The organism is Luteibacter sp., assembly GCF_036500425.1.
Classification (GTDB): domain Bacteria; phylum Pseudomonadota; class Gammaproteobacteria; order Xanthomonadales; family Rhodanobacteraceae; genus Luteibacter.
Genome location: NZ_DASYCB010000039.1, coordinates 61,347 through 82,786 on the forward strand (window position 1 = coordinate 61,347; position 21,440 = coordinate 82,786).

The window sequence follows — 21,440 nt, forward strand, 5'->3', positions numbered from 1 at the left end:
AAGGCCTCCTACAACCGCGGGCGTTCGAACCGGCACTCACGCTGCATGAGTGTGAATCCGATCCCGGCGCGCGGTTTGCTTGGCGACACCACCGCGCGCGACTACAGCGAGAAGCTCCGCCGCTTTAATGCGTTCGCGGCGCCGGAGTTGTGCCGGGCCATCGCCAGCCTTGGACTCAAACCTGGCATGCGCGTGCTCGATGCCGGCTGCGGCACCGGCGAAGCGCTGGCCTGGCTTGGCGCCGAGGTGGGGCCAACCGGGACCGTCGTCGGCATGGATCTCGCCCTCGCCCATACCGTCGCAGCCAGCGAGGCCGGCAATGCGGTTCAAGCAGACCTTCTCGCACCGCCGTTCATGGGTGCCGCGTTCGCCGCTATCTGGTCCGTCAACGTCATCAACCATCTCCGCTCGCCGCTTGAGGGCATCAGGGTGCTCGCCGCGTTGTTGCGTCCTGGTGGGTGCATCGCGCTCGGCCAAAGCTCGTTCCTTCCGGATATGTATTTTGCATGGGACGCGCGGCTTGAGCGCGTCGTGAACGATGCGGTGCGCGCGTTCTACCGCGACAAGTACGCTGTCGACGAACGCGCGCTAGCGGGGGTACGTGCCAACGCCGGCCTCCTTCGCGCGGCGGGCTTCCGTGAGGTACAAGCCCGCACATTTGCGATCGATCGCATCTCGCCGGTGCGCCCCGACGACGAGCGCTACATCGTCGAAACCTTGTTCCGTGATTCGTGGGGGAGCCGACTTCGCCCCTACATGGATGCCGATGACTACGAGCTCCTCATGCGTCTCTGCGACCCGGCCGATAAGGCATTCGCGCTAGCCCGACCCGACTTCCACTTCCTCCAGACCTTCACCCTGGTCACGGCCACGTTGTAGGAGCGCGCTCCTACAAGGGTTTTGGGCTCAGCGGGAGATGATGTGGGCGAACCATTCCCAGCCGCGGAGTTTTGCGGTGATGAGCTTGACGCAGGTAAGCATCGGCACGGCGAGGATCGCCCCGGGGATACCCCAGATCCAGCCCCAGACCAGCAGCCATAGGAGGATGGCGACGGGTGAGAGCCGCGAACGGCGGCCCTGCAGCATGGGGGTGATCATATTGCCTTCGACGGCGGTGATGCCGGCGAATGTGGCGGCTGGAAGCAGGGCGGGGCCGAGTTCCTGGAAGTGCAAGGCGCCGACCACGGCGAGCACCGTCGTCGTGGTGATGGCACCGACGTAGGGAATGAAGTTGGCGACCGTCGCGAAGCAACCCCACAGCAAAGGATCAGGTACGCCGTAGAGATACAGCATGGCGGACGTGACCAGGCCCAGCGTGACGTTGATCGCCGCTGTCAGCAGCAAGTAACTCGACACCTCGATCTGGATATTTCGAACAATGCTGACCGTGTGTCGCTTGTAAGCGAACGTAGGGGATATCTCGACTGCGCGGCGGAGGATCTCATCGCCATACACCAGGAAGAAGAACACCAGCAACGCGACGGTAAGTACGCTCGCGATGATCTTCGGCGCCGTGGCGACAATATCCCATGCGGTAAATGCAAAGGTATTGGGCTGCTGCGTATTCCGCGTTACGGCCCCGCCGACCAGTGTTTGCGTCGCGCGGCTGGCCGCCTCGATCTGCTGCGTCATCGGCTTGATCTTCGGCGCGAAGGCACGCATCGCCGTCGGCGCTTCGTGGAACCAGTTGAGTGCCGGTGTCGAAAGGGTACCCACGGCCGTGACGAGACCCGTGCCGAGCAACAACATGACCACGACCGCCGCGAACCAGCGCGGGATGCGCCAGCGGGCTGCCGCGGCGACGATCGGGTTCAGGGCGAGACCGATAAAGCCGGCGAGGACCAAGGGCACCAGCAAGGACTTGGTGATGGCGATGGTGTAGAGCAGCGCCAGCAGGATCAGGCCGGTGAGGCCCATGCGGATCGCACGGAGGTGACGCGAGATACGCCGGGTACTCTGGCCGCGGTTACCCTTGCGGCGTGAAGCCGAAGCCGAGACCGAAGCCAGCGATGACACGGCGATGCCAGGCGCCACGGTCGAAACGGGCGCAGGTAGAGGGTTGGGTGACTCGTTCACGTCGCCTCGTCAGCGGCGTCGGCCGCATCACCAGCCATCGCACCGAGGACGCTGCTTGCAGCGATGGAAATGATCTTGCCCAGAATATCGGCCGAGCCACCCGCGACGAGGGTGCTCACCCCAGGTATCCCGAGCGGATTGATCTTTACGTTGCTCATCAAGAAACCGGACCCCGCGGCGAGGCCGAGCACGGTGAGCGGGTATTCGTACCCGCGAGCAATGAGCGCGGCGGCCGGCTCGACGGTTTCAGCACGGGCTACCGCGACGCGCGCACGCGCCTCGGTGACTTTTGCCATGCTGCTGAAAATACCCATCGTCTCAACCCTTTTCGCGAAGTTCGCCCTCGGCCTTGCCCTGGGCTGCCGCCTGCTTCGCCAGGGTGGCGAGTTCAGCGCGGGTGGCCGGCAGGGTAAGCCAGCGCATGCCGTGGCGGAAGACCAGGATGGCGAGAAGCAGCAAAATAACCTGTAGGCCCGCTAAAGCGGCCAGTGCCCAGGCCCATGAGCCAAACCATTGCGCCAGGCCCCAGCCGACCAGGGCTAACAGGGTAAAACCCAAGCCTACCGCGAAGGTAATAGCGGCGAGTCCCATGAACAGCATCATGATGATGCCGCTCCGGGCGAGGCTGAGTTCGGCGGCTGCCAGGCTCAGCTGAGCACCGAACAGGTGCTTCAGGCCCCGGCCTAGCCGGCGGAAGTCGTCGACCCAAGCCGGCATGGAGAACGACGGGCCCTTGGGCGCCTCGTCTCCGGGCGCCGGGTTATCCATCGTGTCCTGCCCCGAGGAACCATCTTCCAGCATGCATCATCCCCTGGGCGCGGCCGGTCAGTTACGCAGGATGCGGCCAGCGAGCCAGCCCGCCGCGACGGCCAGGGCGATGGACTGCACGGGCTTTTCGCGTACATATTCGCGGGCGACATCAAGCCAGTCGTTGGCTTTGTCGACTGCGTCGTCGTACCCCTCCTTGGCGCGCAACTTTGCTTCCTCCGCCTTCTCCGCGGCGCGGGTGGCGCCATGTGCAGCGCGATCGGTGGCGTTGTGCAGGCCGGATTCAACGCGCTCGGCGGTGCGATCCACCGCTTCCTTTGTCCGGTCCGCGGCGCGATCCACGACATCGCGGGTGCGGTCCACGGCGTCGGTGGTCGCCTGCTTCACCCGCTCGGCGCGCTCTTCGATGCGCGCTGCGGCCGATACGGTATTCGCGGCGGCGTTAGCGACGTTGGCGACGTGGTCGTCGGGCTTGGTCATGGCGGTCTCCGGGGTGCGGGCTTTGGGGTTGGGAAGCGTAGTGGGGCGTAAGTGATGTGCAGGTGGTCGCGAGAAGCTATCGCGCGCGTGCGCGCTCCTACAAGGGGCCGGCATGGGCCGCTTGCTAGACGCGGGGGCCGCGGCCGCGGAAGAACGAAATGATGGCCAGGATCAGGAAGACGATGAACAGGATCTTCGCGATGCCGGCGGCTGTACCCGCGATACCACCGAAACCGAAGATGGCCGCGATGATCGCAATGACAAGGAATACAAGGGCGTAGTGCAGCATGTTGGGTCCTCCCGTGGTGTGCGCGGAACCATTTAGTCCCGCGCACCGCGCATGCTGCGTGAAGCAGCCGCTGCTTATATGCCGATTCGTTCAGCGACCGCTTTCACCTCGCCATCACGCCTTAACTTTGGGGTTCAGCGAATAGGTGCCGGTGATCACGGCCTCATCCACCACATGGCCCTTGATGACATCGCGGAGCTCGGCCAGGTCGAAGCCGTTCTCGAGCGGGACCGTCGCCACGTCCAGCGCATATACGTGGTAGTGATAGTGGTGGACGATGGAGTCGTTCCACGGCGGACACGGGCCATCGTAGCCGTGGTAATGGCCTTCCATGTCCGGGTCGCCCTTGAACCAGCCGGTGTAGCTGTTCAGGCCCTGGACCGAGCCAGGCGGGCCGACCAGGTCGTCCTTGATCTTGCCGTTGCCCTTGCCGCGGGCAACGATGCCCTCGCCACAGGCGCCTTCCGTCAGTTCGCGGCATTCCATCGGGATGTTTGCCATAAGCCAGTGGACGAACTCGACGCGGGCGAGGTTGCGCGGCACCTCACGACCTTCGACGTTGACGTCATCCGGCTTCGAGGGCACGTCGGTATCGATCACCGCGATCACGAAGGACCTGGCCTTGTCGGATACCTCGGTCCAGGCCAGATGGGGCGTCGCGTTACCGCCTGGCTTGATCCGTTCCGGCGCTTCGGCCGGCCCCATGAACGCATTCTTTTCCGGAACCGGCTTGCCGTTCTCGATGCTGTCGCTCTTCAATCGCATGCTGTTCTCCAAAGGTGATGCCCAGCGTCGCACCGCCCATGCGAAGGCAAAGTCAGCGGGCGATAGCGTCGAACCGGGCTGCGATGTAATCGTCGGTGAAACTGGTCATGCCGAAATCGCGAATGAAGCCGCAATGGCCGCCGTAGTTGGCGATATCGAGCTCGACGTTAGCCGGCAGGTCAAGCTGATCGAACGCGGCGACCGGGATGACGGGGTCATCGCGTGAGGTGAGGATCGTGGCCGGGATGTGCAGACCCTTCAGCCGATCGCCTGCGACGGAGTAACCATCGAGGTAAGCCTCCAGCGAGCCGAAATCGGTATGGCGCAGCACCAGCGAGCGCGTGAGGTCGCGCATGTTCTGCTGCAGTTCGGCCAGCTCGAAATAGGTCTGGGTAGGGAACGCTTCCTGCTTGTGACGGAGCGAACGACGCCACTTGCGCATGAAGTACGCCTGGTAGATCCACGGGGCGTCGCTTTCCAGCGAGAACAGGCCTTCCGCCGGATCGATGATCGGGCAGATGGCGGCCACGTAATCCAGCGGCACGGCTTCGCGCGTAGCCAGCATGGCGGCACGGAGTGCGAAATTACCGCCCAGCGAGAAGCCGGCCAGGCCCACCGCTTTCGACGGGAACATGCGGCAGATCTCGCCCAGCGCCACGACGACTTCATCGATACGGCAGGAGTGGAACAATGCTTCGTTCAGGCCGTGGCTATCGCCGTGGTCGCGAAAGTTCAGGCGGAAGATATCCCAGCCATCTTCCAGCAACCGGCTGCCGGTCTGCAGCACGTAGGTGGAATCGACGCTGCCCTCCCAGCCATGGAACAGGATGGCAAGCCCGCGCGACTCGGCGCCGGTGGCCTGGGCCGTGTACCGGCCACTCAGGCGATCGCCATGGCCGACATCGACCAACACTTCGCGCGCGTTTTCCTGCACCTGGCGCGCCCGCCTCGGCAACAGCTGGCGACGCACGCCACTGGAAGAGAGCATGGTCTGGATATGGCCGCTGCGCAGCGGCCACTGCGGACGGAAGTCGGCGCCCCGTGGCAGGTTCATGCCGGCGTATCGGTATCCAGCGCCAGCGCGATGCGCTCACGCGCCGTCTCGGCCATGCGCCGGCGGCCGTCAGCGGAGACGGCCACGGGTTCAAGGAAATGCACTTCCACGTCCATCGGCGGGCCACCGAGCAGGCGCAGGATATTGCCGACGAAACTTTCGTTCTCCCGGAACCCTGGATCGAGCACGCGGCGGCCGTGGCTGGCGAAGCGCAGGGCCACCGGCTGGACCGGGACCTCGGCATCCAGCGCGGCCTGGAAGATGCGGGCGTGGAACACGCGGAGCACGCCGTTGTGGCCGGTGCCGCCTTCCGGGAACACCGCAACGGAGCGGCCAGCCTGCAGGCGTTCGACCATCACCGCCATGACCGAGGCCAGGGAATGGTTATTGCCGCGACGGTGGAAGATGGTCCCACCCTGGGCCGCCATCCAGCCGACCAGCGGCCAGCGGGCGATCTCGGCCTTGGCGACGAAGCAGGCGGCGCGCTGGGAGTGCAGTAGCACGATATCCAGCCAGGAGGTGTGGTTGGCCACGAAGAGCACCGCGTCAGGCAACGGCGTGCCCTTGCGGTAAACGGTGAAGCCAAATATGCGCAACAGCAGTGTCGACCACAGGCGAATGGCACGGTGGGCGAAGGGCTCACGGCCGTTCTTCATGATCGCCCGCGACCAGCTCAGGATGAATGCGCAGATGAGCGTGGCGAACAGGATGTGCGCCAGCAAAAGCGGCACGCGCCACAAGTAGCGCAGCGGGCGCATGCGGTCGCGTGAGGCGGTATGGGCGGTGGTGGCTTCCATGGAGCGAACAAGATTAACGACGCGACGACCGCGCCGCTAGAGCGTTCTTAATTTTCCCTTAAACAACCTACTGTTGTAGGAGCGCGCTTGCGCGCGATGGGGGGCTGGCCGCGGCCTGGATCGCGCGCAAGCGCGCTCCTACAACGGCGGGCGTTCGCAGGCGTATGGATATTTATGGGGTACGGGCGTTGCCTAGTGGCAGGGCGGTGCTGGCTTTGACCGTCCGCAGGACGAAGCTCGTGTTGACATCGGCGACGCCGGCGGCGTTGAGGAGACGATCGAGCAGGAAGCTCGAAAAGCCGTCGAGGTCGGCGACGTAGACCTGGAGCAGGTAATCCATGTCGCCGGTCAGGGCGTGGCAGGCGACCACCTCGTCCCATTCAGCCACGGTGGCCGAGAAGTCCGCGACCGCCTCGCTCTCATGCCGGGAGAGCTGAACACGGACGAAGGCCTGCAGGCCCAGGCCGATCGCCCGCGGCTCCAACCGGGCGCCGTAGCCGGAAATGACCCCGTCCGCTTCCAGCTTCTGGACCCGGCGCAGGCAGGCGGAGGGCGATAGGTTCACCTCGATGGCCAGCTCGGCGTTGCTGATGCGGCCATTGGCCTGCAGGGTGGTGAGAATGCGCAGATCGGTGCGGTCAAGGTCACCTTGCATGAAAATTCTTCCATATCGATCCAGTACGCAAGATCATTGCACAGATAGGGGTTGATCGCGCAATAACACAAGCCTCTTGCGCGCGATTGCGCCTATGCTTTCTTCATACCCCCAGCCACAGCCCCAAGGAGGCCCGCCATGGACACCCCCCGTCGCGTCGAACACCAGCAGACCGATCGCGGATACGTGCCCGTCTACGCGACCGGCACCGTGGAGCAACCGTGGGCGAGCTATTCAAAGACCGACCATGAGGTATGGGACACCTTGTACCGCCGCCAGCGCGAGCTGCTGCCGGCTTATGCCTGCAAGGAGTTCCTTGAGGGCGTGGAGCGCTTCGGCTTCGGCGAGGGCGGCATTCCACGCTTCGACGACTTGAACAAGGTGCTCGGTGAAGCGACCGGTTGGGAGATCGTGGCCGTGGAAGGCCTGTTACCCGACGAGGTGTTCTTCGACCACCTGGCCAACCGCCGCTTCCCGGTCAGCTGGTGGATTCGCAAACCCGACCAGCTCGATTACCTCTCCGAGCCCGATCTGTTTCACGACCTGTTCGGCCACGTGCCGCTGCTGCTCAATCCAGTCTTCGCCGATTACATGCAGGCGTACGGCAAGGGCGGCATGAAAGCGTATGCGATCGGCCCGGAGGCGCTGATGAACCTCACGCGCCTGTACTGGTACACGGTGGAATTCGGCCTGATCAACACGCCCGAGGGCCTGCGCATCTACGGCGCCGGCATCGTCAGTTCGAAGGGCGAATCCATCTACTCCATTGATTCGAAGGCGCCCAACCGGATCGGCTTCGGGCTGGATCGTGTGATGAACACGAAGTACCGGATCGATACCTTCCAGCAGACCTACTTCGTGATCGATAGTTTCGACCAGCTATTCGATGCCACCCGGCCGGACTTCACCCCGATCTACGAGAAGCTCTCGCATGGTGCGCCGGTCGCGGCGGCCGATGTCCTTTCCACGGACAAGGTGTTCCAGGAAGGCACGCGCGAAGGTTTCGCTTCCGGCGGAGACAACTGAAACACAACGGCGCCCTAACGAATGGATCCTTAGGATGGAACTATCCAAGGTCGAACAGGGTGGGTCCCAGCGTGGTTGTCTTCGATATTCCGTTTGAATCGGTCGGGCCGGGTTTGTGGTTGCTGCAGAAGAACGAAGCCGAATACGGCGAGTTCTGCTCGCGCGACGATGCCCTGGAATGTGCATTCACCGAGGCCCGCCGCATGGAGTCGATCCATGCCGGGTCCGATATTGTCCTGAACATCGAAGGCAACGACGGCGTGTGGCGAGCGTTCGATACGTCCATCCGCCCTTATGCGGGACGCGTGCGCAGCTAACGCAGCTCGGAAGACATGGAGCAAGCGACGACGGGTCGGCGAAAGCCGGCCCGTTATTTTTTTGTAGGAGCTTTTCTTCAGGCAAAATAAAACCCCGGCAGCCAGGGGAGGAGCTGCCGGGGTCGCGTCGGGTCCAGGCTATCAGGGGAAATAGCGGGACCCGGGACAATCGGGCGGTAAGAAAACCCGCTTATTGCCAACAGGTCGCCTCTCGGCGATCGAATACTTAGATAAGGGCAAACCCGCGAAGTTCCCGTGTTACTTCGGGGCATCGTTTGGGATCTGTTTAACTTGCGCGGCCATCGCGTGGTCGGCGAGCCACGGGCGCACCTGGGCGACCCATAACGCATAGCCCTTCGGGTTCATGTGCAAGCCGTCTTCGATAAACAGATCGGGCTTTGGTTTGCCGTTCGCATCGACCATGGCGGGCGCCACGTCGAGGAACGCCACGCCCTTATCTTTCATCGCCTGGTCGCGTACCAACTGGTTCGCCCGATCGATATTCGGCAGCAGGTTGAGACGGGCAAGGCTCGGCTTGATCGAAATAAAGGCGATGGGCACATCGGGCTGGTACGCACGCACCCTGGCCACGAAGGCGACGAAATCATCGCGCACCTGTTCCGGTGTATCGCCGTTCTGCAGGTCATTGTCACCGGCGTACACCACGATGGCGGCCGGGTGGTACGGCTTGACGATACGATCAGCGAAGGCCGTGGCATCGTCGAGGTCGGAGCCGCCGAAACCACGGTTGATTACTTTGTAAGCAGGGAAGTCCGACTCCAGGGTCGACCACAGGCGGATCGACGAACTGCCGATGAAGAGCACGGCGTGCTGCGGAGGTGGCGTCGCCTTGTCCGTGGCCTCGAAGGCCTGGATATCCGGCTCCCATTTGGCGTGGTCGTTGTCTTTAGCCGCGGCGCCGAAGGCGAGGAAAAGCAGGGTGAGGACGAGCGCTAAGCGTTTCATGCCCCGACCGTACCCCGTTTAGGTATCGCGGGACAAACCCTGTCGCTCGACCGCGGTGACCTTGAGCACCGCTTCGATCCGCTCGCCGTTCCAACGGTAAATGAAGTGTTCTGACTGCGTGCACGGCGCCACCACATCCGGGTAGAAGGCCGCGATGCATTCGCCGCCAGCGTGGCGGGCACTGTCATAGACGATGCCGTTGGACCCGGCGTCACGCAATGTGCGCGCGAGCTTGACGCTAGCGACGTAGGAATCCGGGTCGTGCTCGGCGACCCAGCCGCCTCGGATATCGTGGAAACGACCAGTGATCGAAGTGCGGTAGCAGCGCACCTGTACATCGGTGGGCGGCTCCTTCGTCGCGGCCATGAAGGCCTCGCGGTGGAAGACGGTTTCTTCGATGGCGGTGGCCACGGTGTGGGCGGCGTAGAAGACCCCCCAATGGCCGTCGGAGAAGCGGCTGCCGTCCGGGGCGATGTGGGCGAAGGCGGCCATGACCGGGCTCGTACCGGGGCCTGAGATGCGCCGCTCGGGCGGCACCAGGCTCAGCGCGCCGATCTCGTCGCGCAGGCGCGGATTGGTCATCGATTCGATCTGCATCACCGCATCGATATCGTGCGGGTCGGCGATCCGGTCAAACAGCCCTACTGGCGGGAAACGGCTCGAAACGATGCGGTAAGCATGGCTCCAGCGGATCCGTTGGAGCGGTGGCTCGGCGCTCATCCGTTCCAGCCGCGCTGGGCGTCCAGGTACTGGCGGACGACATAAAGGTCGGCGACGTTGCCGGAAAGCATCCGATCCAGGGCGGAGCGGCCGCCGAACAACGGGGCCGCGTTCGGCTTACGTACCCAGGCATCGGCCTGGGCCGTATCAGGGAAGAGGATCTGCAGGTCTTTCCAGATGCCAAGCAGGTAGCTGATGCGCTCGATGACATCGCGTGAGAGCGACCCTTCCTGCTGCTTCTTCCACTTGAAATAGGTGGATTCCGGCGGATCACCCAGCAACGTCCGCTGCTCGGCGCCCTTCAGCTTCCAGTGCTCGGCCAGGCTGAAAAAGGCACGGAGGGCGGGGCCGCCCAGGTCGCCGCCAGTACTCGGTTCGGTTCGGATGGCGTGATGCATCATAACTTCACCTGTGGAGTTGTGATCAAGCATACTCCACTTATGGAGATAAATCATGTAGGAGCGCGCTTGCGCGCGATGGGTGCTTGCCGCAAGGCCCATCGCGCGCAACCGCGCTCCTACAGGGGATCAGCTGGCTTTGCGGGCCGCGATCCATTCGTTGACGTGCTGCTCGAGCACCGGCATGGGTACGCTGCCGAGCGCCAGCACCATGTCGTGGAAGGCGCGCAGGTCGAACTTTTCGCCCAGTTGCGTCTCCGCGCGCGCGCGCAGTTCGCGGATCTTGAGGTAGCCCAGTTCGTACGACAGGGCCTGGCCCGGCCAGCTGATGTAGCGGTCCACCTCGTTCGCGATCTCGCGCTGGCTCAGCGCCGTGTTGTCGGTGAGGTAATCGATCGCCTGCTGGCGGGTCCAGCCGAGGTGGTGGATGCCCGTATCCACCACCAGCCGGCAAGCGCGCCACATCTGGTACGTGAGGTAACCGAAGCGCTCGTACGGTGTGTGGTAGATGCCCATTTCCTCACCGAGGTATTCCGAGTAGAGCGCCCAGCCCTCGCCGTACGCCGAAATGTATCCATCACGGCGGAACGCCGGCAGCCCCTGCTGCTCGGCGGAGAGGGCAAGCTGCAGGGCGTGCCCAGGCATCGACTCGTGCAGGGTCAACGCCGGCATGTTGAACAGCGGGCGCGAAGGCAGGTCGTACGTGTTGACGAGGTACGTATCCGCACCACCACGGCCCGAGGTGTAGTACGGCGCGATATCCGCCGGCACGGGCTTGATCGCGAAACGCTGGCGCGGCAACAGGCCAAAGTATTTCGAGAGGTCACCATCGACCTGCTTGGCCACCCAGGCCGTGCGCATCAGCAGTTCATCCGGCGTCTTCGCATAGAACTGCGGATCGGTACGCAGGAACTGCAGGAATGCCGGGAAATCCCCCTTGAACCCCGTTTCCTTCATCACCTCGAGCATGCGCGCGTGGATGCTGGCCACTTCGCGCAAGCCGATCGCGTGGATCTGGTCGGGCGTGAGGTCCAGCGTGGTGTATTCGCGGATCTGCTGCAGGTAGTACGCCTTGCCATCCGGCATGGCTTCCGCGGCCAGGGTGGGCCTGGCCTTCGGCAGGTATTCCTGGCGGAAGAAGTTGAGTAGCTTGGCGTAGGCGGGGATCACGCCTTGGGTAATGGCATCGCGCGCCTGTGCACGCAGCGCATCGGCATCCTTCGCGGGCAACGAGGCGGGCATGTGCTTGAACGGCTCGTACAGCGCGCTGTCGTCCGGGTTCTTCAGTTCGGCCACGGCGGCGATGGAGACGTCGCGGCCATTGAGCACCTCGCGCGGCACGGTGAAACCGCGGGCCAGGCCCAGGCGCATGTTGGCAATTTCCTGGTCCATCCACACGGGGATCTGCTTCAGGCGTGCCACATAGGCGGCGTAGTCCTCGCGCGTGCGCAGGTCGTCACCATGCATGACATAGCTGACATCGGACCAGAACGCGGAATCGCTGTTGAACGGCATCTGCCACTGGCCGAAGCGCTGGGCGGCGGCGAGGTTGTACACCTGCTCGCGATACACCTGGTAATCGACGCGGGCTTCGTTGCTGAGCTGCTTGGGGTCGATGCGATCCAGTTGCGCCAGCACATCGTTCCAGTACGCGAGGCGCTTGGCCTGGCTCGCTGCATCCACCGTATCCAGGCGGCCATTGCCCGGCTGCGCCTCGCCCGAGGTCAGGATGCCGGCCTGCCCGTTACGCCACGACCATTCTTTCTCGTAGATGTTTTTGAAGGCGTCATCGGCCGACTGGGCGGCGTGGGCGGCACCGGCGAACAGGCCGGCGAGAGCGATGGCGCGAATCCAGGGAGTCATGCAGGTTCCAGGGGGGACGTGGAAACCCCGATGATCGCATGGCACCCCCTGTAGGAGCGCGCTTGCGCGCGATGGCACCTTGCCGCGAGCACCCATCGCGCGCAAGCGCGCTCCTACAGGGGCTCTACTCCAGACCGGCGTAGTAGCCGCGGATGGTTTCGAGGAAGGTTTTCAGGTCGCGGCCGGGTACGTCTTCGAAGGTTTCGCCGGACTCGCGGCACGATTCGATGCGATCCGGACGGAAGTTGCGGAAGTCCTGGCGGTGCCGGCACCAGGTGGTCAGCGTCCATGCGCCCCCCCAGAACGACAGGCATAGCGGTTCAACCTCGCGCGTGCTCGCGCGGCCCTGCGCATCGCGGTATTCCAGGCACAACACATGCCGTTGCAATACGGCCTCGTGCAGGCGATCGAGCATCCGCGCGATATGCGCCTGCTCGGGGTCACGCCAGATCGGCGCGAAGATCTTCGATTGCGCCGCGCGCTCGCGCAACTCAGGCGGAAGTACGGCCTCGATCTTGATCAGCGCTGCCTGCGCTTCGCGGGCCAGGCGTTCACCGGCGAAGGCGCGGACAAAACGCGTGCCGGCAACCAGGGCTTCGAGTTCGTCAGCGGTGAACATCAGCGGCGGGATGTCCGATCCCTTGCGCAGCAGGTAGCCAACGCCGGCTTCGCCCTCGATGGGCACGCCGGAAAGCTGGAGATCGGCCACGTCGCGATAAACCGTGCGTAACGAGACCTCAAGGGTTTGCGCGAGCTGCCGCGCGGGCAGCGCGGTGCGCCGCCCGCGCAGGGCGTTGATGATAAGGAACAGGCGATCGGCGCGGCGCATTCGTCCATCATCGCTTTCCGCGCGGCGCGCGGGAAGCGACGATGGTCACGGAGCCGCATCTCCGGGGCCTCAGGCCGCGGCCCGCTGCTGGGCACGTGCCAGCGCCTCATCCTGCTCGGCGGCCCGGATGATCGCCGGGCGCACCTTCAGCCGCCCCACATAGGCCTCGAATACCGGACGCCGCATCACCAGCCCGAACGACATGGTGTAGTCCAGGGCGTTGGCCCAGAGGATATCGGCGGCCGTGAAGCGTTCGCCGAGCAGCCATGGGCCCGTTTCGAGCTGCGTTTCGACCAGGGCCAGGACAGAGTCATAGTCGCCATACGGGCAGGTCCCGGATGGCGCCACGGCATGCTTCATATAGCGATCGAGCACGGCAGGCTCGAAGCACGATCCGTAGAACGCCAGCCAGCGCAGGTAGGGCCCGCGCAGCGGATCACCAAGACCCGGTGCCAGGCCCGCCTGCGGGAACAGGTCGGCCAGGTAGGTAAAGACCGCCGGGCGTTCCGTGACCAGCTGGCCATGGTGCGAGATGGCGGGCACCTTGCCCATCGGGTTCACCTTGAGATACGCCGGCAGACGCTGCTCGCCCGCGGCCAAGTTGAGCACATGCATGTCGTACTGGGCCCCCAGTTCTTCCAGCAACATGAGTGTGCTGGTGGAGCGGCTTTGCGGGCCATGATGGAAAACGATGCGGCTGGAGTTCATTCCCTTCCCTCTTCTCAAGAATGGTGTGCTTTATGTAGGAGCGCGCTTGCGCGCGATCGGGTCTTGCGTGGCCGTGGATCGCGCGCAAGCGCGCTCCTACAGGGGTCTGGTTTACCGGTGGGGCGGTCGGGGGCGAAGCGGTAGTGGCCGTCCATCAGCAGGCCGCGCTGGCCCAGGGGCGCGTAGTACTTCGCGAGGCGGTCGAGAAAGCGGTTCATGGCGTGGCACTCCACCGGTTCTTCTTTGGTAGGGAGAGTGTGCGCGGGGGCTACTGACAACGTGCTGTCAGCAGCCCCCTCTGGCGCCATTCACGCCGCACCCGGACAATGCGTGCTTTCGCGCCCGGACCGAAGTGATGACGAAACCGATTTCATTGATCCAGTTCCTGATCGAGGAGAAGCGCGCTGGCCACGTGTATAGCGAGCTGAGCCTGCTGATCGAGGTGGTGGCGCGCGCCTGCAAGCGCATTTCCGTGGCAACGGGCAAGGGTGCCCTTGGCGGCGTGCTCGGCAATGCTGGCTCGGATAACGTTCAGGGTGAAGCGCAGAAGAAGCTGGACGTGATCTCCAACGAGATCCTGCTCGAGGCCAACGCCTGGGGTGGCCACCTCGCCGCGTGTGCGTCCGAAGAGATGGAAGACCCGCAGCCGATCCCGGACGCCTACCCGAAGGGTCACCACTTGCTGCTGTTCGATCCGCTGGATGGCTCCTCGAACATTGATGTCAACGTCTCGGTCGGTACGATCTTCTCGGTGCTGCGCTGCCCTGATGGCGTGACCGAACCAGCGACGGAAGACTTTCTGCAGCCGGGTACGACCCAGGTCGCCGCCGGCTATGTGGTGTACGGCCCCAGCACCCTGCTGGTGCTCACCTTCGGCCACGGCGTGCACGAATTCACCCTGGATCGTGAGCACGGCAGCTTCGTGCTGACTCGCCGCGCCATCACGATCCCGGCCGATACAGGCGAGTTCGCCATCAATATGTCCAATCAGCGCCATTGGGAAGCCCCGATGCAGCGCTACATTGGCGAACTGCTGGCAGGCACGACCGGCCCACGCGGGCGCGACTTCAACATGCGTTGGGTCGCCTCCATGGTGGCCGACGTGCACCGGATCATTACCCGTGGTGGCGTGTTCTTTTACCCACTCGACGCGAAGATCACCGCCAAGGGTGGCACCGGCAAGCTGCGCCTGATGTACGAGGCCAACCCCATGGCCTTCATCATCGAGCAAGCCGGTGGTGCGGCCACCACGGGGCGCGAACGGATCATGGCGATCCAGCCCACGGGCCTGCACCAGCGCGTACCGGTATTCCTCGGCTCGAAGAACGAAGTCGAAGTCGCCACCCGTTACCACCTCGAAGCCGACCAGACCCGCGGCTGACACCACCCGAGACGCCTTCGACATGATGTCCCGCCACCTTAGCTCCCTGCTCCCGCTCCTGCTGGCCTCCCTGCTGACAGGGTGCTTTGGCGGCGGCAACACCGTGAAGCCCAACGAACGTCCCGACACGGCCGTACCGGTGCTGGCTGCCAAACCCCGCATCGGCCTCGCGTTGGGCGGTGGCGCGGCCAAGGGTTTCGCGCATATCGGTGTCATCAAGATGCTCGAAGCCAGTGGGATCCACCCCGACGTGGTCTCGGGCACCAGTGCCGGCAGCGTCGTGGGTGCGCTCTATGCCAGCGGCATGGATGCGTTCCAGCTTCAGGAAACCGCTTTCTCGCTGGATGAAGCCAGCATCCGTGATGTGCGCTTCTTCTCCGGCGGCCTGGTCCAGGGTCAGAAACTGCAGGATTACGTGAACCAGCTGGTGAAACAGCAGCCGATCGAGAAGCTGCATACGCCGTTCGCCGCCGTCGCAACGGTGCTGGAAACCGGCGACCGCGCCATCTTCGTGCGCGGTAACACCGGCCAGGCGGTACGCGCCTCGAGCAGCATCCCCGGCGTGTTCGAGCCGGTGGAGATCAATGGCAAGCACTTCGTCGATGGCGGCGTGGTGAGCCCGGTCCCGGTGGATGCGGCGCGCCAGCTCGGCGCCGATATCGTCATCGCCGTGGATATCTCGGCGCGTCCGGATGGCAGCAACCCCGGCAGCATGGCGGGCATCGTCGGCCAGTCGATCACGATCATGGGGCGCAAGCTGGCCGAGCAGGAGCTCGGCCGCGCCGATATCGTCATCCGGCCGAAGGTTGGCCAGATCGGACCCACGGATTTCGACCAGAAAAACGTGGCGATCCTGGAGGGCGAGCGGGCCGCACTCGCCGCCATCCCCGCGATCAAGGCGAAGATCGCCGAGAAGACGGCTGCCATGGGCAAGCCGCCGGTCCCTGCGAAATAATCAGCCCGCTTCGATCAGCGCCAGTGCCGACTGGCGCCCGACCGAAAGCAGCTCGTCCGACATGCTCTCGCCGGCCACCGCGCGCGCCAGCGCGAGGGTGCCCACCATCGAGGACAACACGGCTGTCGCAAGTACGCGGCGGCGCTTGCCGCGCACGGTATCCGGCAGCGTAGAGGCGATCACCTCGACCATGCCACCCACACCCTCGGTGAACACCACGCGGGTTTCCTCGGGCCGGCGCGCCAGCTCGCTGGCCAGGGATGCCGCCACGCAGCCACTCGCGGGGTTGTCCCGGTGCTCGGCCGACAGGTAGTGGTTCACCAATGCACGGTAGCGCTCGCCACGCGAGGTCGCGACGCGGTCGGCCATGCGCTGGGTCGCCGCCGCCACGCCACTGGCCACGCACTCACGGACCAGATCCTCCTTGGAGGGGAAATGGTTGTAGAACCCACCCTGGGTGAGGCCGACGTCACCCATGAGGCTGACGACACCCACCGCATCAATGCCATCGGCGCGGAACCGCTCCGACGCTGCTTCGACAATCCGCTGTCGTGTCAGCTCCTTGTGACCCTTGTCATACCGCATGCCCGTTGCCCGTTCATGAGTGCTTGCCCCACCCTGCGGACAGTGTAGCGAATCCTTGCGTATTGAAATATCGCGACCAATGGCAGGGTTTCATAAGGCACGTTGGCGTGCCACATCCTCCGGTGTCACCTCGCCACGCTTTCCTCCGAAATGCCCGATCACGTAGTTCGCCAGGGCGGCCACCTCGGTATCGCTATAGGCGTGGCCAAAGGCAGGCATATACACCTCGTTCTCGCCAATCCGCATCTTCACCCCCTGCAGGATCGCCTGGGTGACGTTGGCGCCGCTCGGGTCGTTCACGCCGCGGGTGCCTGCAAGGCTGGCATAGGGCGTTTGCTGGCCGGCACCGTTCCACTGGTGGCAGCTTGCACACGCACCCTCGAACAGATGCGAACCCATGGCGTTCGTGCTGGCATCACCGCCGGGTGCGGCCTCGGTGGAGGCCAGCATCGCCTGCGCCTTCGCATCCACCACGATGGGATCCTTGCCTTCACGCGCTGGCACCGTGCGCAACCAGCTCACCAGCGCGGCCGTATCTTCCGGCGTGAGGTACTGCAGGCTGTGCGCCACCGCCTCGCCCATCGGACCGGAGGCCGATGCGTGGCCATCCGCATGGCCAGTACGCAGGTATTGGGCCAGCGCCTCGTCCGACCAGTGGCCCACGCCGTGCGTGCCATCCGAGGTGATGTTGTAGGCGCGCCAGCCGTTCACGACTTCGCCGGCGAGGGCATCGCTGTGCTTCAGCCCAAAACCAAAGTTGCGCGGTGTATGACATTCACTGCAATGGCCTAACGCACCGGCAAGGTAGGCGCCTGAATTCCATTCGGGCGGCCGCCCCGCATCCGGCTCGAAGCGATGACTGCGAAAGAACGCGGCATTCCAGAACGCCATGGCCCAGCGCTGGTTGTAGGGAAAGCCGAGATCGTTGGCACGATTCGCCTGGTTGACCTTCGGCTGAGTGAATAGCCAGGCCTTGATCGCGAGGACATCGGCGCGGCTGAGTTCGGTGTACGAGGTGTAGGGAAACGCAGGATAGAGGTGCTTACCGTCGTTGCGGATGCCTTCGCGTACGGCGCGGACGAACTCGTCGTCGGTCCAGTTGCCGATACCGGTCTCCGGGTCGGCGGTGATATTGGATGAGTAAATCGTCCCGAACGGCAGCTTGAAGGCAAGGCCGCCAGCGAAGGGCTTCCCGCCTTCGGCCACGGTATGGCACGCCACGCAGTCGGCCGCGCGCGCCAGGTAGGCACCGCGGACCACCGGATCGGCATTCGATGGCGCGCCCGCGATGAGGGGCGCGGTGCCATCCGAGGTATCGGGGCGCGTCAGCATGAAAAATGCCGCCGCGCCGATGACGATCAGTACGAGGAGGAGAATCGCGATGCGTTTCATGACACCACCTGTTTAAGCGCATCGGGCTGCGCCAGCAAGGTGAGGGCAACCGGCATCTCATGCAGGCGAATACCGGTGGCCGCGAAGATGGCATTGGCCAGCGCAGGTGCCGCGATGGCGGTGCCCACTTCACCGATGCCGCCCGGTGCTTCGTCGCTCTGCACCTGGTGCACTTCGACCAACGGTGTCTCGTTGATACGCAGGTTGCGGTAGTCGTGGAAGTTGCTCTGCTGGATCGCGCCATGCTCGATCGTAATGCGGCTGTAGAGCGCCGCGCTCAACCCGAACAGTACCCCGCCCTCGATCTGCGCCTTCACCGAGCTCGGGTTGATGGTGATGCCGTTATCGATGGCGGCCACGGCGCGACGCAGCTTCACGACACCTTGCGGGGTGACCTCCACTTCCACGGCCAGGCATACGTGGCTCCCGAACGGCGAGCCCACCGCGATGCCACGCCCGCAGCGCGCTGGCAGCGCACTACCCCAGCCGATCTTCGATGCCGCCAGTTCCAGCACACCCAGTGGGCGTGAACCGGGGGCCATGATGGAACGGCGATAGACCAGGGGATCCTTGCCGGCGGCATGCGCCAGCTCATCGATAAAGCTCTCGACCACCCAAAGGTTATGCGTAGGGCCCACGCCTCGCCACCAGCCGACGACAAGGCCCGGCGGCATCTCGTGGCGCACCCACTCCACCAGCACGTTATCCATCACGTACGGCAGGTCGGCGGCGGATTCGATCGCATCGCTGTCCATGCCGTCCTTGCCCATCGCGCCGGGCAGCCAGCGGCCAAGCACGGTGCCGCTGGTAATGCGGTGGTGCCACGCCACCGGCTTGCCGTCATCGCCTAGCGTCGCGGAAATGCGATCGAAGTAGAGCGGGCGCACCCGGTCGTGGCGGATATCTTCCTCGCGACTCCAGATCACCTTCAGCGGATAGCTGACCTGTTTCGCGAAGGCGACGGCCTGCTCGGCCTGGTCGGTTTCAAGGCGGCGCCCAAAGCCGCCGCCGAGGTAGTAACCATGCAGCGTGACGGCCTCGGCAGGAATACCGCAGATACGCGCGGCCTCCGCAACCACACGCGTCGGTACCTGCGAACCCGTCCATACCTCGCACTTTCCGGGCGTGACGTGGACGGTCGCGTTCAGCGGCTCCATCGGGGCATGCGCCAACATGGGCGTGATGTATTCGGCATCGACGCGCTTGCCGCTGGCGGGTGCATCGCCTTTCGGCTTGCGGCCGACGATCGCGGGGCCCTTTTCTGAGCTTTGCTTCAATGCGTCGATCAGTCCTTGCGTATCCAGGTTCGCGTTGACGCCTGGCTTCCAGGTGATGTCCAGGGCATCGAGGCCGCGCGATGCGATCCAGTAGTTCTCGCCCACCACGGCGACCGCGTTGCCGAGCTTGATGACATCGATCACGCCAGGGATGGCGCGCGCGGCCTTGTCGTCCACCGCGCCGAGCGCGCCCGCCAGCTCGGGGCTAGTGCGCACCGCGGCGAACTTCATGCCAGGCACCTGCGCATCGATGCCGAACTGGGTCGCACCGGTCACCTTGTCGGGGGAATCGACACGGCGCAGTGGTTTGCCAATCAGGGTGAAATCCTTGCGCTCCTTCAACTTGACGCTGGCGGGCTGCTGCAACTTCCCGGCGGCATCGGCCACCGCGCCGAAACCGAGTGTGCGGCCGGAGGGAACGTGCGTGATGACGCCGCGCGCCGCGCTGCATCCCGCCGGATCCACATGCCATTGCGCGGCAGCTGCGGCGACCAGCATCTCGCGGGCGACCGCGCCGGCTTCGCGCAGCACCTGCCACTGGCCGCGAGTGCTGGTGGAGCCGCCGGTAATCTGTCCGCCGCCGAGCAGGGCCTGACCGTACAGCGCGTCATTGGGTGGGCTGTGCTCGATCGTGACCTGGTCGAGGCCAACGCCGAGTTCCTCGGCCAGCATCATCGCGATACCGGTATAGATGGCCTGGCCCATTTCCACGGTAGGCATCACCAGGCGCACCTTGCCGTCCGCATCCACGCGGATAAAGGCGTTGGGGACGAAGGCGGGGTTGCCATCGGCTGCCGCAGTGGCGGTATCGGCGTCCTGTCGGCGCGCACTCATGGTCGCGAACGCGGGGCCCATGCCCGCCGTCCACAGGAAGGCCACGGCAAGGCCCGTCCCGGCGGTTTTCAGCGCCGCGCGCCGGCCCGGATCCATGGCATCGTGGTCGGTCCGCGCGTTCATGCCGGGCTCCCGTCGACGATCACCTGCAAGCCGGCGGGCGTGCCGGTAGCCGCCTGGTGGATCGCTTCGCGAATACGCACGTAGGTGCCGCAGCGGCAGATGTTGCCGGACATCGCCGCATCGATATCGGCGTCGCTTGGATTCGGGGTCCGCGTGAGCAGGGCCGTCGCCGACATGATCTGGCCCGACTGGCAGTAGCCGCATTGCACGACATCCAGCGCCAGCCACGCCTGCTGGATCTTCGTGCCTTCGGGGGTCTTGCCGATGCCTTCGATCGTGGTGACCGCATGGTCGCCCACCGCGGATACGGGTAGCTGGCACGACCTGACGGCCTTGCCATCGAGGTGCACCGTGCAGGCGCCGCACTGGGCCATCCCGCAGCCGAACTTCGTGCCGGTGAGGTTCAGGAGGTCGCGGATGACCCACAACAGCGGCATGTCGGGCGTGGCGTCGACCTCGTGGGTCGCACCGTTGACGTCGAGCTTCATCGGACCGTTACCTTCGGCGGCTTGCGCACCCCGGTCAAGCCGGGAGCACCCTGCGCGATCGGGGGGTGCGTCCTGGCGCGCATTTCGCTATACGGGAGACGCGATGAACGAGCTCGAGCGGATCGCGCGCGAGGCCGCGACCCTGCGCGCGCGGGGTGAGGCGTATCTGCTCGCGACGATCGTGCGGGTGAGCGGATCGTCCTACCGGCGGCCGGGCGCGCGGATGCTCGTGGCCGGGGAGCGCTGGCTCGCCGGCTGCGTGAGCGGCGGCTGCCTCGAGGGCGACGTCCTGCTCCGGGGGGCGCACCGCTGCAAGGACGGCCCGGTCATCGCGACCTACGACTCGGCGAGCGACGACGGCGAGGCCTACCGCGTCGGCCTCGGCTGCGACGGCGTCGTCGATCTGCTCCTCGAGCACGTCCCCGCGGGCGCCGATCACGAGGCGCTGTCGTTCGCCCGCGCCTGCTTCGCCGCGGAGATGACCGGCACGCTCGTTACCGTGATCGCCGGGTCCCTTCCGGTCGGTACGCGCCTCGCGGTCGGCCCCGGCACGGCACCCGCGATCGGCGTGCTCGCCGAGCTCGCGCGCGGTGCCACCGGCGTCGTCGAGCGCGACGGAGTCACCGCGCTGGTCGAGCGGATCGCGCCGTCGCCGCAGCTGTTCATCCTGGGCAGCGGCCACGACGCCGCGCCG

The 21,440-nt window shown here is 65.0% G+C and carries 25 protein-coding genes; 6 read left to right on the top strand and 19 right to left on the bottom strand.

Annotated features, from left to right (window positions below):
* The first annotated feature begins 45 nt into the window (after positions 1–45).
* A complete protein-coding gene (locus VGN46_RS09855) occupies positions 46–879 on the top strand; it encodes a class I SAM-dependent methyltransferase (protein WP_331643219.1) in 834 nt (277 codons plus the stop codon).
* 27 nt (positions 880–906) lie between these two features.
* On the opposite strand, the gene VGN46_RS09860 is transcribed toward VGN46_RS09855, so the two are convergent.
* The 9 genes from VGN46_RS09860 to VGN46_RS09900 all read right to left on the bottom strand — a co-directional run bounded on the left by VGN46_RS09860 (position 907) and on the right by VGN46_RS09900 (position 6,884).
* A complete protein-coding gene (locus VGN46_RS09860; RefSeq protein WP_331643221.1) occupies positions 907–2,076 on the bottom strand; it encodes an AI-2E family transporter in 1,170 nt (389 codons plus the stop codon).
* A complete protein-coding gene (locus VGN46_RS09865) occupies positions 2,073–2,390 on the bottom strand; it encodes a hypothetical protein (RefSeq protein WP_331643222.1) in 318 nt (105 codons plus the stop codon). Before VGN46_RS09865 ends, VGN46_RS09860 begins: the two co-directional genes overlap by 4 nt.
* A gap of 4 nt (positions 2,391–2,394) precedes the next feature.
* Complete coding sequence (locus VGN46_RS09870; RefSeq protein WP_331643224.1) at positions 2,395–2,877, bottom strand: phage holin family protein; 483 nt, start codon at positions 2,875–2,877, stop codon at positions 2,395–2,397.
* Between the two features lie 24 nt (positions 2,878–2,901).
* Positions 2,902–3,324: a hypothetical protein gene (locus VGN46_RS09875; RefSeq protein ID WP_331643226.1), complete on the bottom strand. Its 423-nt coding sequence runs from the start codon at positions 3,322–3,324 to the stop codon at positions 2,902–2,904.
* A gap of 124 nt (positions 3,325–3,448) precedes the next feature.
* Positions 3,449–3,613, bottom strand: a complete 165-nt coding sequence (locus VGN46_RS09880; RefSeq protein WP_331643228.1) for a DUF1328 domain-containing protein — start codon at positions 3,611–3,613, stop codon at positions 3,449–3,451.
* Positions 3,614–3,727: 114 nt separating this feature from the next.
* Positions 3,728–4,378, bottom strand: coding sequence for a YbhB/YbcL family Raf kinase inhibitor-like protein (locus VGN46_RS09885; RefSeq protein ID WP_331643230.1), 651 nt, complete (start codon positions 4,376–4,378; stop codon positions 3,728–3,730).
* Between the two features lie 52 nt (positions 4,379–4,430).
* Positions 4,431–5,432, bottom strand: a complete 1,002-nt coding sequence (locus VGN46_RS09890) for a YheT family hydrolase (RefSeq protein WP_331643232.1) — start codon at positions 5,430–5,432, stop codon at positions 4,431–4,433.
* Complete coding sequence (locus VGN46_RS09895) at positions 5,429–6,229, bottom strand: lysophospholipid acyltransferase family protein (RefSeq protein WP_331643234.1); 801 nt, start codon at positions 6,227–6,229, stop codon at positions 5,429–5,431. The genes VGN46_RS09890 and VGN46_RS09895 overlap by 4 nt, the downstream gene beginning before the upstream one ends.
* A 172-nt stretch (positions 6,230–6,401) precedes the next feature.
* Positions 6,402–6,884 (bottom strand): Lrp/AsnC family transcriptional regulator, encoded by a 483-nt coding sequence (locus VGN46_RS09900; RefSeq protein WP_331643236.1) that lies wholly within the window; start codon positions 6,882–6,884, stop codon positions 6,402–6,404.
* Positions 6,885–7,022: 138 nt separating this feature from the next.
* On the opposite strand from VGN46_RS09900, the gene phhA reads away from it, so the two are divergent.
* Both phhA and VGN46_RS09910 read left to right on the top strand, forming a co-directional pair.
* The gene (gene phhA / locus VGN46_RS09905) at positions 7,023–7,910 is read left to right on the top strand and encodes a phenylalanine 4-monooxygenase (protein WP_331643237.1); all 888 of its coding nucleotides are present in this window, start codon (positions 7,023–7,025) and stop codon (positions 7,908–7,910) included.
* Positions 7,911–7,981: 71 nt separating this feature from the next.
* Complete coding sequence (locus tag VGN46_RS09910) at positions 7,982–8,227, top strand: hypothetical protein (protein ID WP_331643239.1); 246 nt, start codon at positions 7,982–7,984, stop codon at positions 8,225–8,227.
* A gap of 258 nt (positions 8,228–8,485) precedes the next feature.
* On the opposite strand, the gene VGN46_RS09915 is transcribed toward VGN46_RS09910, so the two are convergent.
* The 6 genes from VGN46_RS09915 to VGN46_RS09940 form a co-directional block, all read right to left on the bottom strand.
* A complete protein-coding gene (locus VGN46_RS09915; protein WP_331643241.1) occupies positions 8,486–9,193 on the bottom strand; it encodes an SGNH/GDSL hydrolase family protein in 708 nt (235 codons plus the stop codon).
* Positions 9,194–9,211: 18 nt separating this feature from the next.
* Positions 9,212–9,913, bottom strand: coding sequence for an RES family NAD+ phosphorylase (locus VGN46_RS09920; RefSeq protein ID WP_331643243.1), 702 nt, complete (start codon positions 9,911–9,913; stop codon positions 9,212–9,214).
* Positions 9,910–10,311, bottom strand: coding sequence for an MbcA/ParS/Xre antitoxin family protein (locus VGN46_RS09925; RefSeq protein WP_331643265.1), 402 nt, complete (start codon positions 10,309–10,311; stop codon positions 9,910–9,912). Before VGN46_RS09925 ends, VGN46_RS09920 begins: the two co-directional genes overlap by 4 nt.
* A 129-nt stretch (positions 10,312–10,440) precedes the next feature.
* Positions 10,441–12,174, bottom strand: a complete 1,734-nt coding sequence (locus VGN46_RS09930; protein ID WP_331643245.1) for a DUF885 domain-containing protein — start codon at positions 12,172–12,174, stop codon at positions 10,441–10,443.
* Between the two features lie 124 nt (positions 12,175–12,298).
* On the bottom strand, positions 12,299–13,003 hold the full coding sequence (locus VGN46_RS09935) for a YafY family protein (protein ID WP_331643247.1): 705 nt from the start codon (positions 13,001–13,003) through the stop codon (positions 12,299–12,301).
* A gap of 69 nt (positions 13,004–13,072) precedes the next feature.
* A complete protein-coding gene (locus VGN46_RS09940; protein WP_331643249.1) occupies positions 13,073–13,711 on the bottom strand; it encodes a glutathione S-transferase family protein in 639 nt (212 codons plus the stop codon).
* Positions 13,712–14,066: 355 nt separating this feature from the next.
* Between VGN46_RS09940 and VGN46_RS09945 the strand changes: the two genes are divergently transcribed.
* Positions 14,067–15,092 carry a class 1 fructose-bisphosphatase gene (locus tag VGN46_RS09945; RefSeq protein ID WP_331643251.1) on the top strand — a complete coding sequence of 342 codons (1,026 nt, stop codon included), beginning with the start codon at positions 14,067–14,069 and terminating at the stop codon, positions 15,090–15,092.
* Positions 15,093–15,114: 22 nt separating this feature from the next.
* Positions 15,115–16,047 (top strand): patatin-like phospholipase family protein, encoded by a 933-nt coding sequence (locus VGN46_RS09950; protein ID WP_331643253.1) that lies wholly within the window; start codon positions 15,115–15,117, stop codon positions 16,045–16,047.
* Here the strand turns inward: VGN46_RS09950 and VGN46_RS09955 are convergent, their stop codons facing one another.
* From VGN46_RS09955 to VGN46_RS09970, 4 genes are all read right to left on the bottom strand, one after another.
* Complete coding sequence (locus VGN46_RS09955) at positions 16,048–16,632, bottom strand: TetR/AcrR family transcriptional regulator (protein WP_331643255.1); 585 nt, start codon at positions 16,630–16,632, stop codon at positions 16,048–16,050.
* A gap of 90 nt (positions 16,633–16,722) precedes the next feature.
* Positions 16,723–18,024, bottom strand: coding sequence for a cytochrome c (locus tag VGN46_RS09960; RefSeq protein WP_331643257.1), 1,302 nt, complete (start codon positions 18,022–18,024; stop codon positions 16,723–16,725).
* Positions 18,021–20,258: a xanthine dehydrogenase family protein molybdopterin-binding subunit gene (locus VGN46_RS09965; RefSeq protein WP_331643259.1), complete on the bottom strand. Its 2,238-nt coding sequence runs from the start codon at positions 20,256–20,258 to the stop codon at positions 18,021–18,023. The genes VGN46_RS09960 and VGN46_RS09965 overlap by 4 nt, the downstream gene beginning before the upstream one ends.
* The gene (locus VGN46_RS09970) at positions 20,255–20,746 is read right to left on the bottom strand and encodes a (2Fe-2S)-binding protein (RefSeq protein WP_331643261.1); all 492 of its coding nucleotides are present in this window, start codon (positions 20,744–20,746) and stop codon (positions 20,255–20,257) included. Before VGN46_RS09970 ends, VGN46_RS09965 begins: the two co-directional genes overlap by 4 nt.
* A gap of 103 nt (positions 20,747–20,849) precedes the next feature.
* Between VGN46_RS09970 and VGN46_RS09975 the strand changes: the two genes are divergently transcribed.
* A partial coding sequence (locus VGN46_RS09975; RefSeq protein ID WP_331643263.1) for an XdhC family protein occupies positions 20,850–21,440 on the top strand: 591 nt, incomplete at its 3' end.

Bases quoted from the DNA above. Each gene is read 5' to 3' on its own strand.
- VGN46_RS09855 (WP_331643219.1), top strand. From the start codon at position 46: ATGAGTGTGAATCCGATCCCGGCGCGCGGTTTGCTTGGCGACACCACC.
- VGN46_RS09865 (WP_331643222.1), bottom strand. From the start codon at position 2,390: ATGGGTATTTTCAGCAGCATGGCAAAAGTCACCGAGGCGCGTGCGCGC.
- VGN46_RS09870 (WP_331643224.1), bottom strand. From the start codon at position 2,877: ATGCTGGAAGATGGTTCCTCGGGGCAGGACACGATGGATAACCCGGCG.
- VGN46_RS09875 (WP_331643226.1), bottom strand. From the start codon at position 3,324: ATGACCAAGCCCGACGACCACGTCGCCAACGTCGCTAACGCCGCCGCG.
- VGN46_RS09880 (WP_331643228.1), bottom strand. From the start codon at position 3,613: ATGCTGCACTACGCCCTTGTATTCCTTGTCATTGCGATCATCGCGGCC.
- VGN46_RS09885 (WP_331643230.1), bottom strand. From the start codon at position 4,378: ATGCGATTGAAGAGCGACAGCATCGAGAACGGCAAGCCGGTTCCGGAA.
- VGN46_RS09890 (WP_331643232.1), bottom strand. From the start codon at position 5,432: ATGAACCTGCCACGGGGCGCCGACTTCCGTCCGCAGTGGCCGCTGCGC.
- VGN46_RS09895 (WP_331643234.1), bottom strand. From the start codon at position 6,229: ATGGAAGCCACCACCGCCCATACCGCCTCACGCGACCGCATGCGCCCG.
- VGN46_RS09900 (WP_331643236.1), bottom strand. From the start codon at position 6,884: ATGCAAGGTGACCTTGACCGCACCGATCTGCGCATTCTCACCACCCTG.
- phhA (WP_331643237.1), top strand. From the start codon at position 7,023: ATGGACACCCCCCGTCGCGTCGAACACCAGCAGACCGATCGCGGATAC.
- VGN46_RS09915 (WP_331643241.1), bottom strand. From the start codon at position 9,193: ATGAAACGCTTAGCGCTCGTCCTCACCCTGCTTTTCCTCGCCTTCGGC.
- VGN46_RS09920 (WP_331643243.1), bottom strand. From the start codon at position 9,913: ATGAGCGCCGAGCCACCGCTCCAACGGATCCGCTGGAGCCATGCTTAC.
- VGN46_RS09925 (WP_331643265.1), bottom strand. From the start codon at position 10,311: ATGCATCACGCCATCCGAACCGAACCGAGTACTGGCGGCGACCTGGGC.
- VGN46_RS09930 (WP_331643245.1), bottom strand. From the start codon at position 12,174: ATGACTCCCTGGATTCGCGCCATCGCTCTCGCCGGCCTGTTCGCCGGT.
- VGN46_RS09935 (WP_331643247.1), bottom strand. From the start codon at position 13,003: ATGCGCCGCGCCGATCGCCTGTTCCTTATCATCAACGCCCTGCGCGGG.
- VGN46_RS09940 (WP_331643249.1), bottom strand. From the start codon at position 13,711: ATGAACTCCAGCCGCATCGTTTTCCATCATGGCCCGCAAAGCCGCTCC.
- VGN46_RS09945 (WP_331643251.1), top strand. From the start codon at position 14,067: ATGACGAAACCGATTTCATTGATCCAGTTCCTGATCGAGGAGAAGCGC.
- VGN46_RS09950 (WP_331643253.1), top strand. From the start codon at position 15,115: ATGATGTCCCGCCACCTTAGCTCCCTGCTCCCGCTCCTGCTGGCCTCC.
- VGN46_RS09955 (WP_331643255.1), bottom strand. From the start codon at position 16,632: ATGCGGTATGACAAGGGTCACAAGGAGCTGACACGACAGCGGATTGTC.
- VGN46_RS09960 (WP_331643257.1), bottom strand. From the start codon at position 18,024: ATGAAACGCATCGCGATTCTCCTCCTCGTACTGATCGTCATCGGCGCG.
- VGN46_RS09965 (WP_331643259.1), bottom strand. From the start codon at position 20,258: ATGAACGCGCGGACCGACCACGATGCCATGGATCCGGGCCGGCGCGCG.
- VGN46_RS09970 (WP_331643261.1), bottom strand. From the start codon at position 20,746: ATGAAGCTCGACGTCAACGGTGCGACCCACGAGGTCGACGCCACGCCC.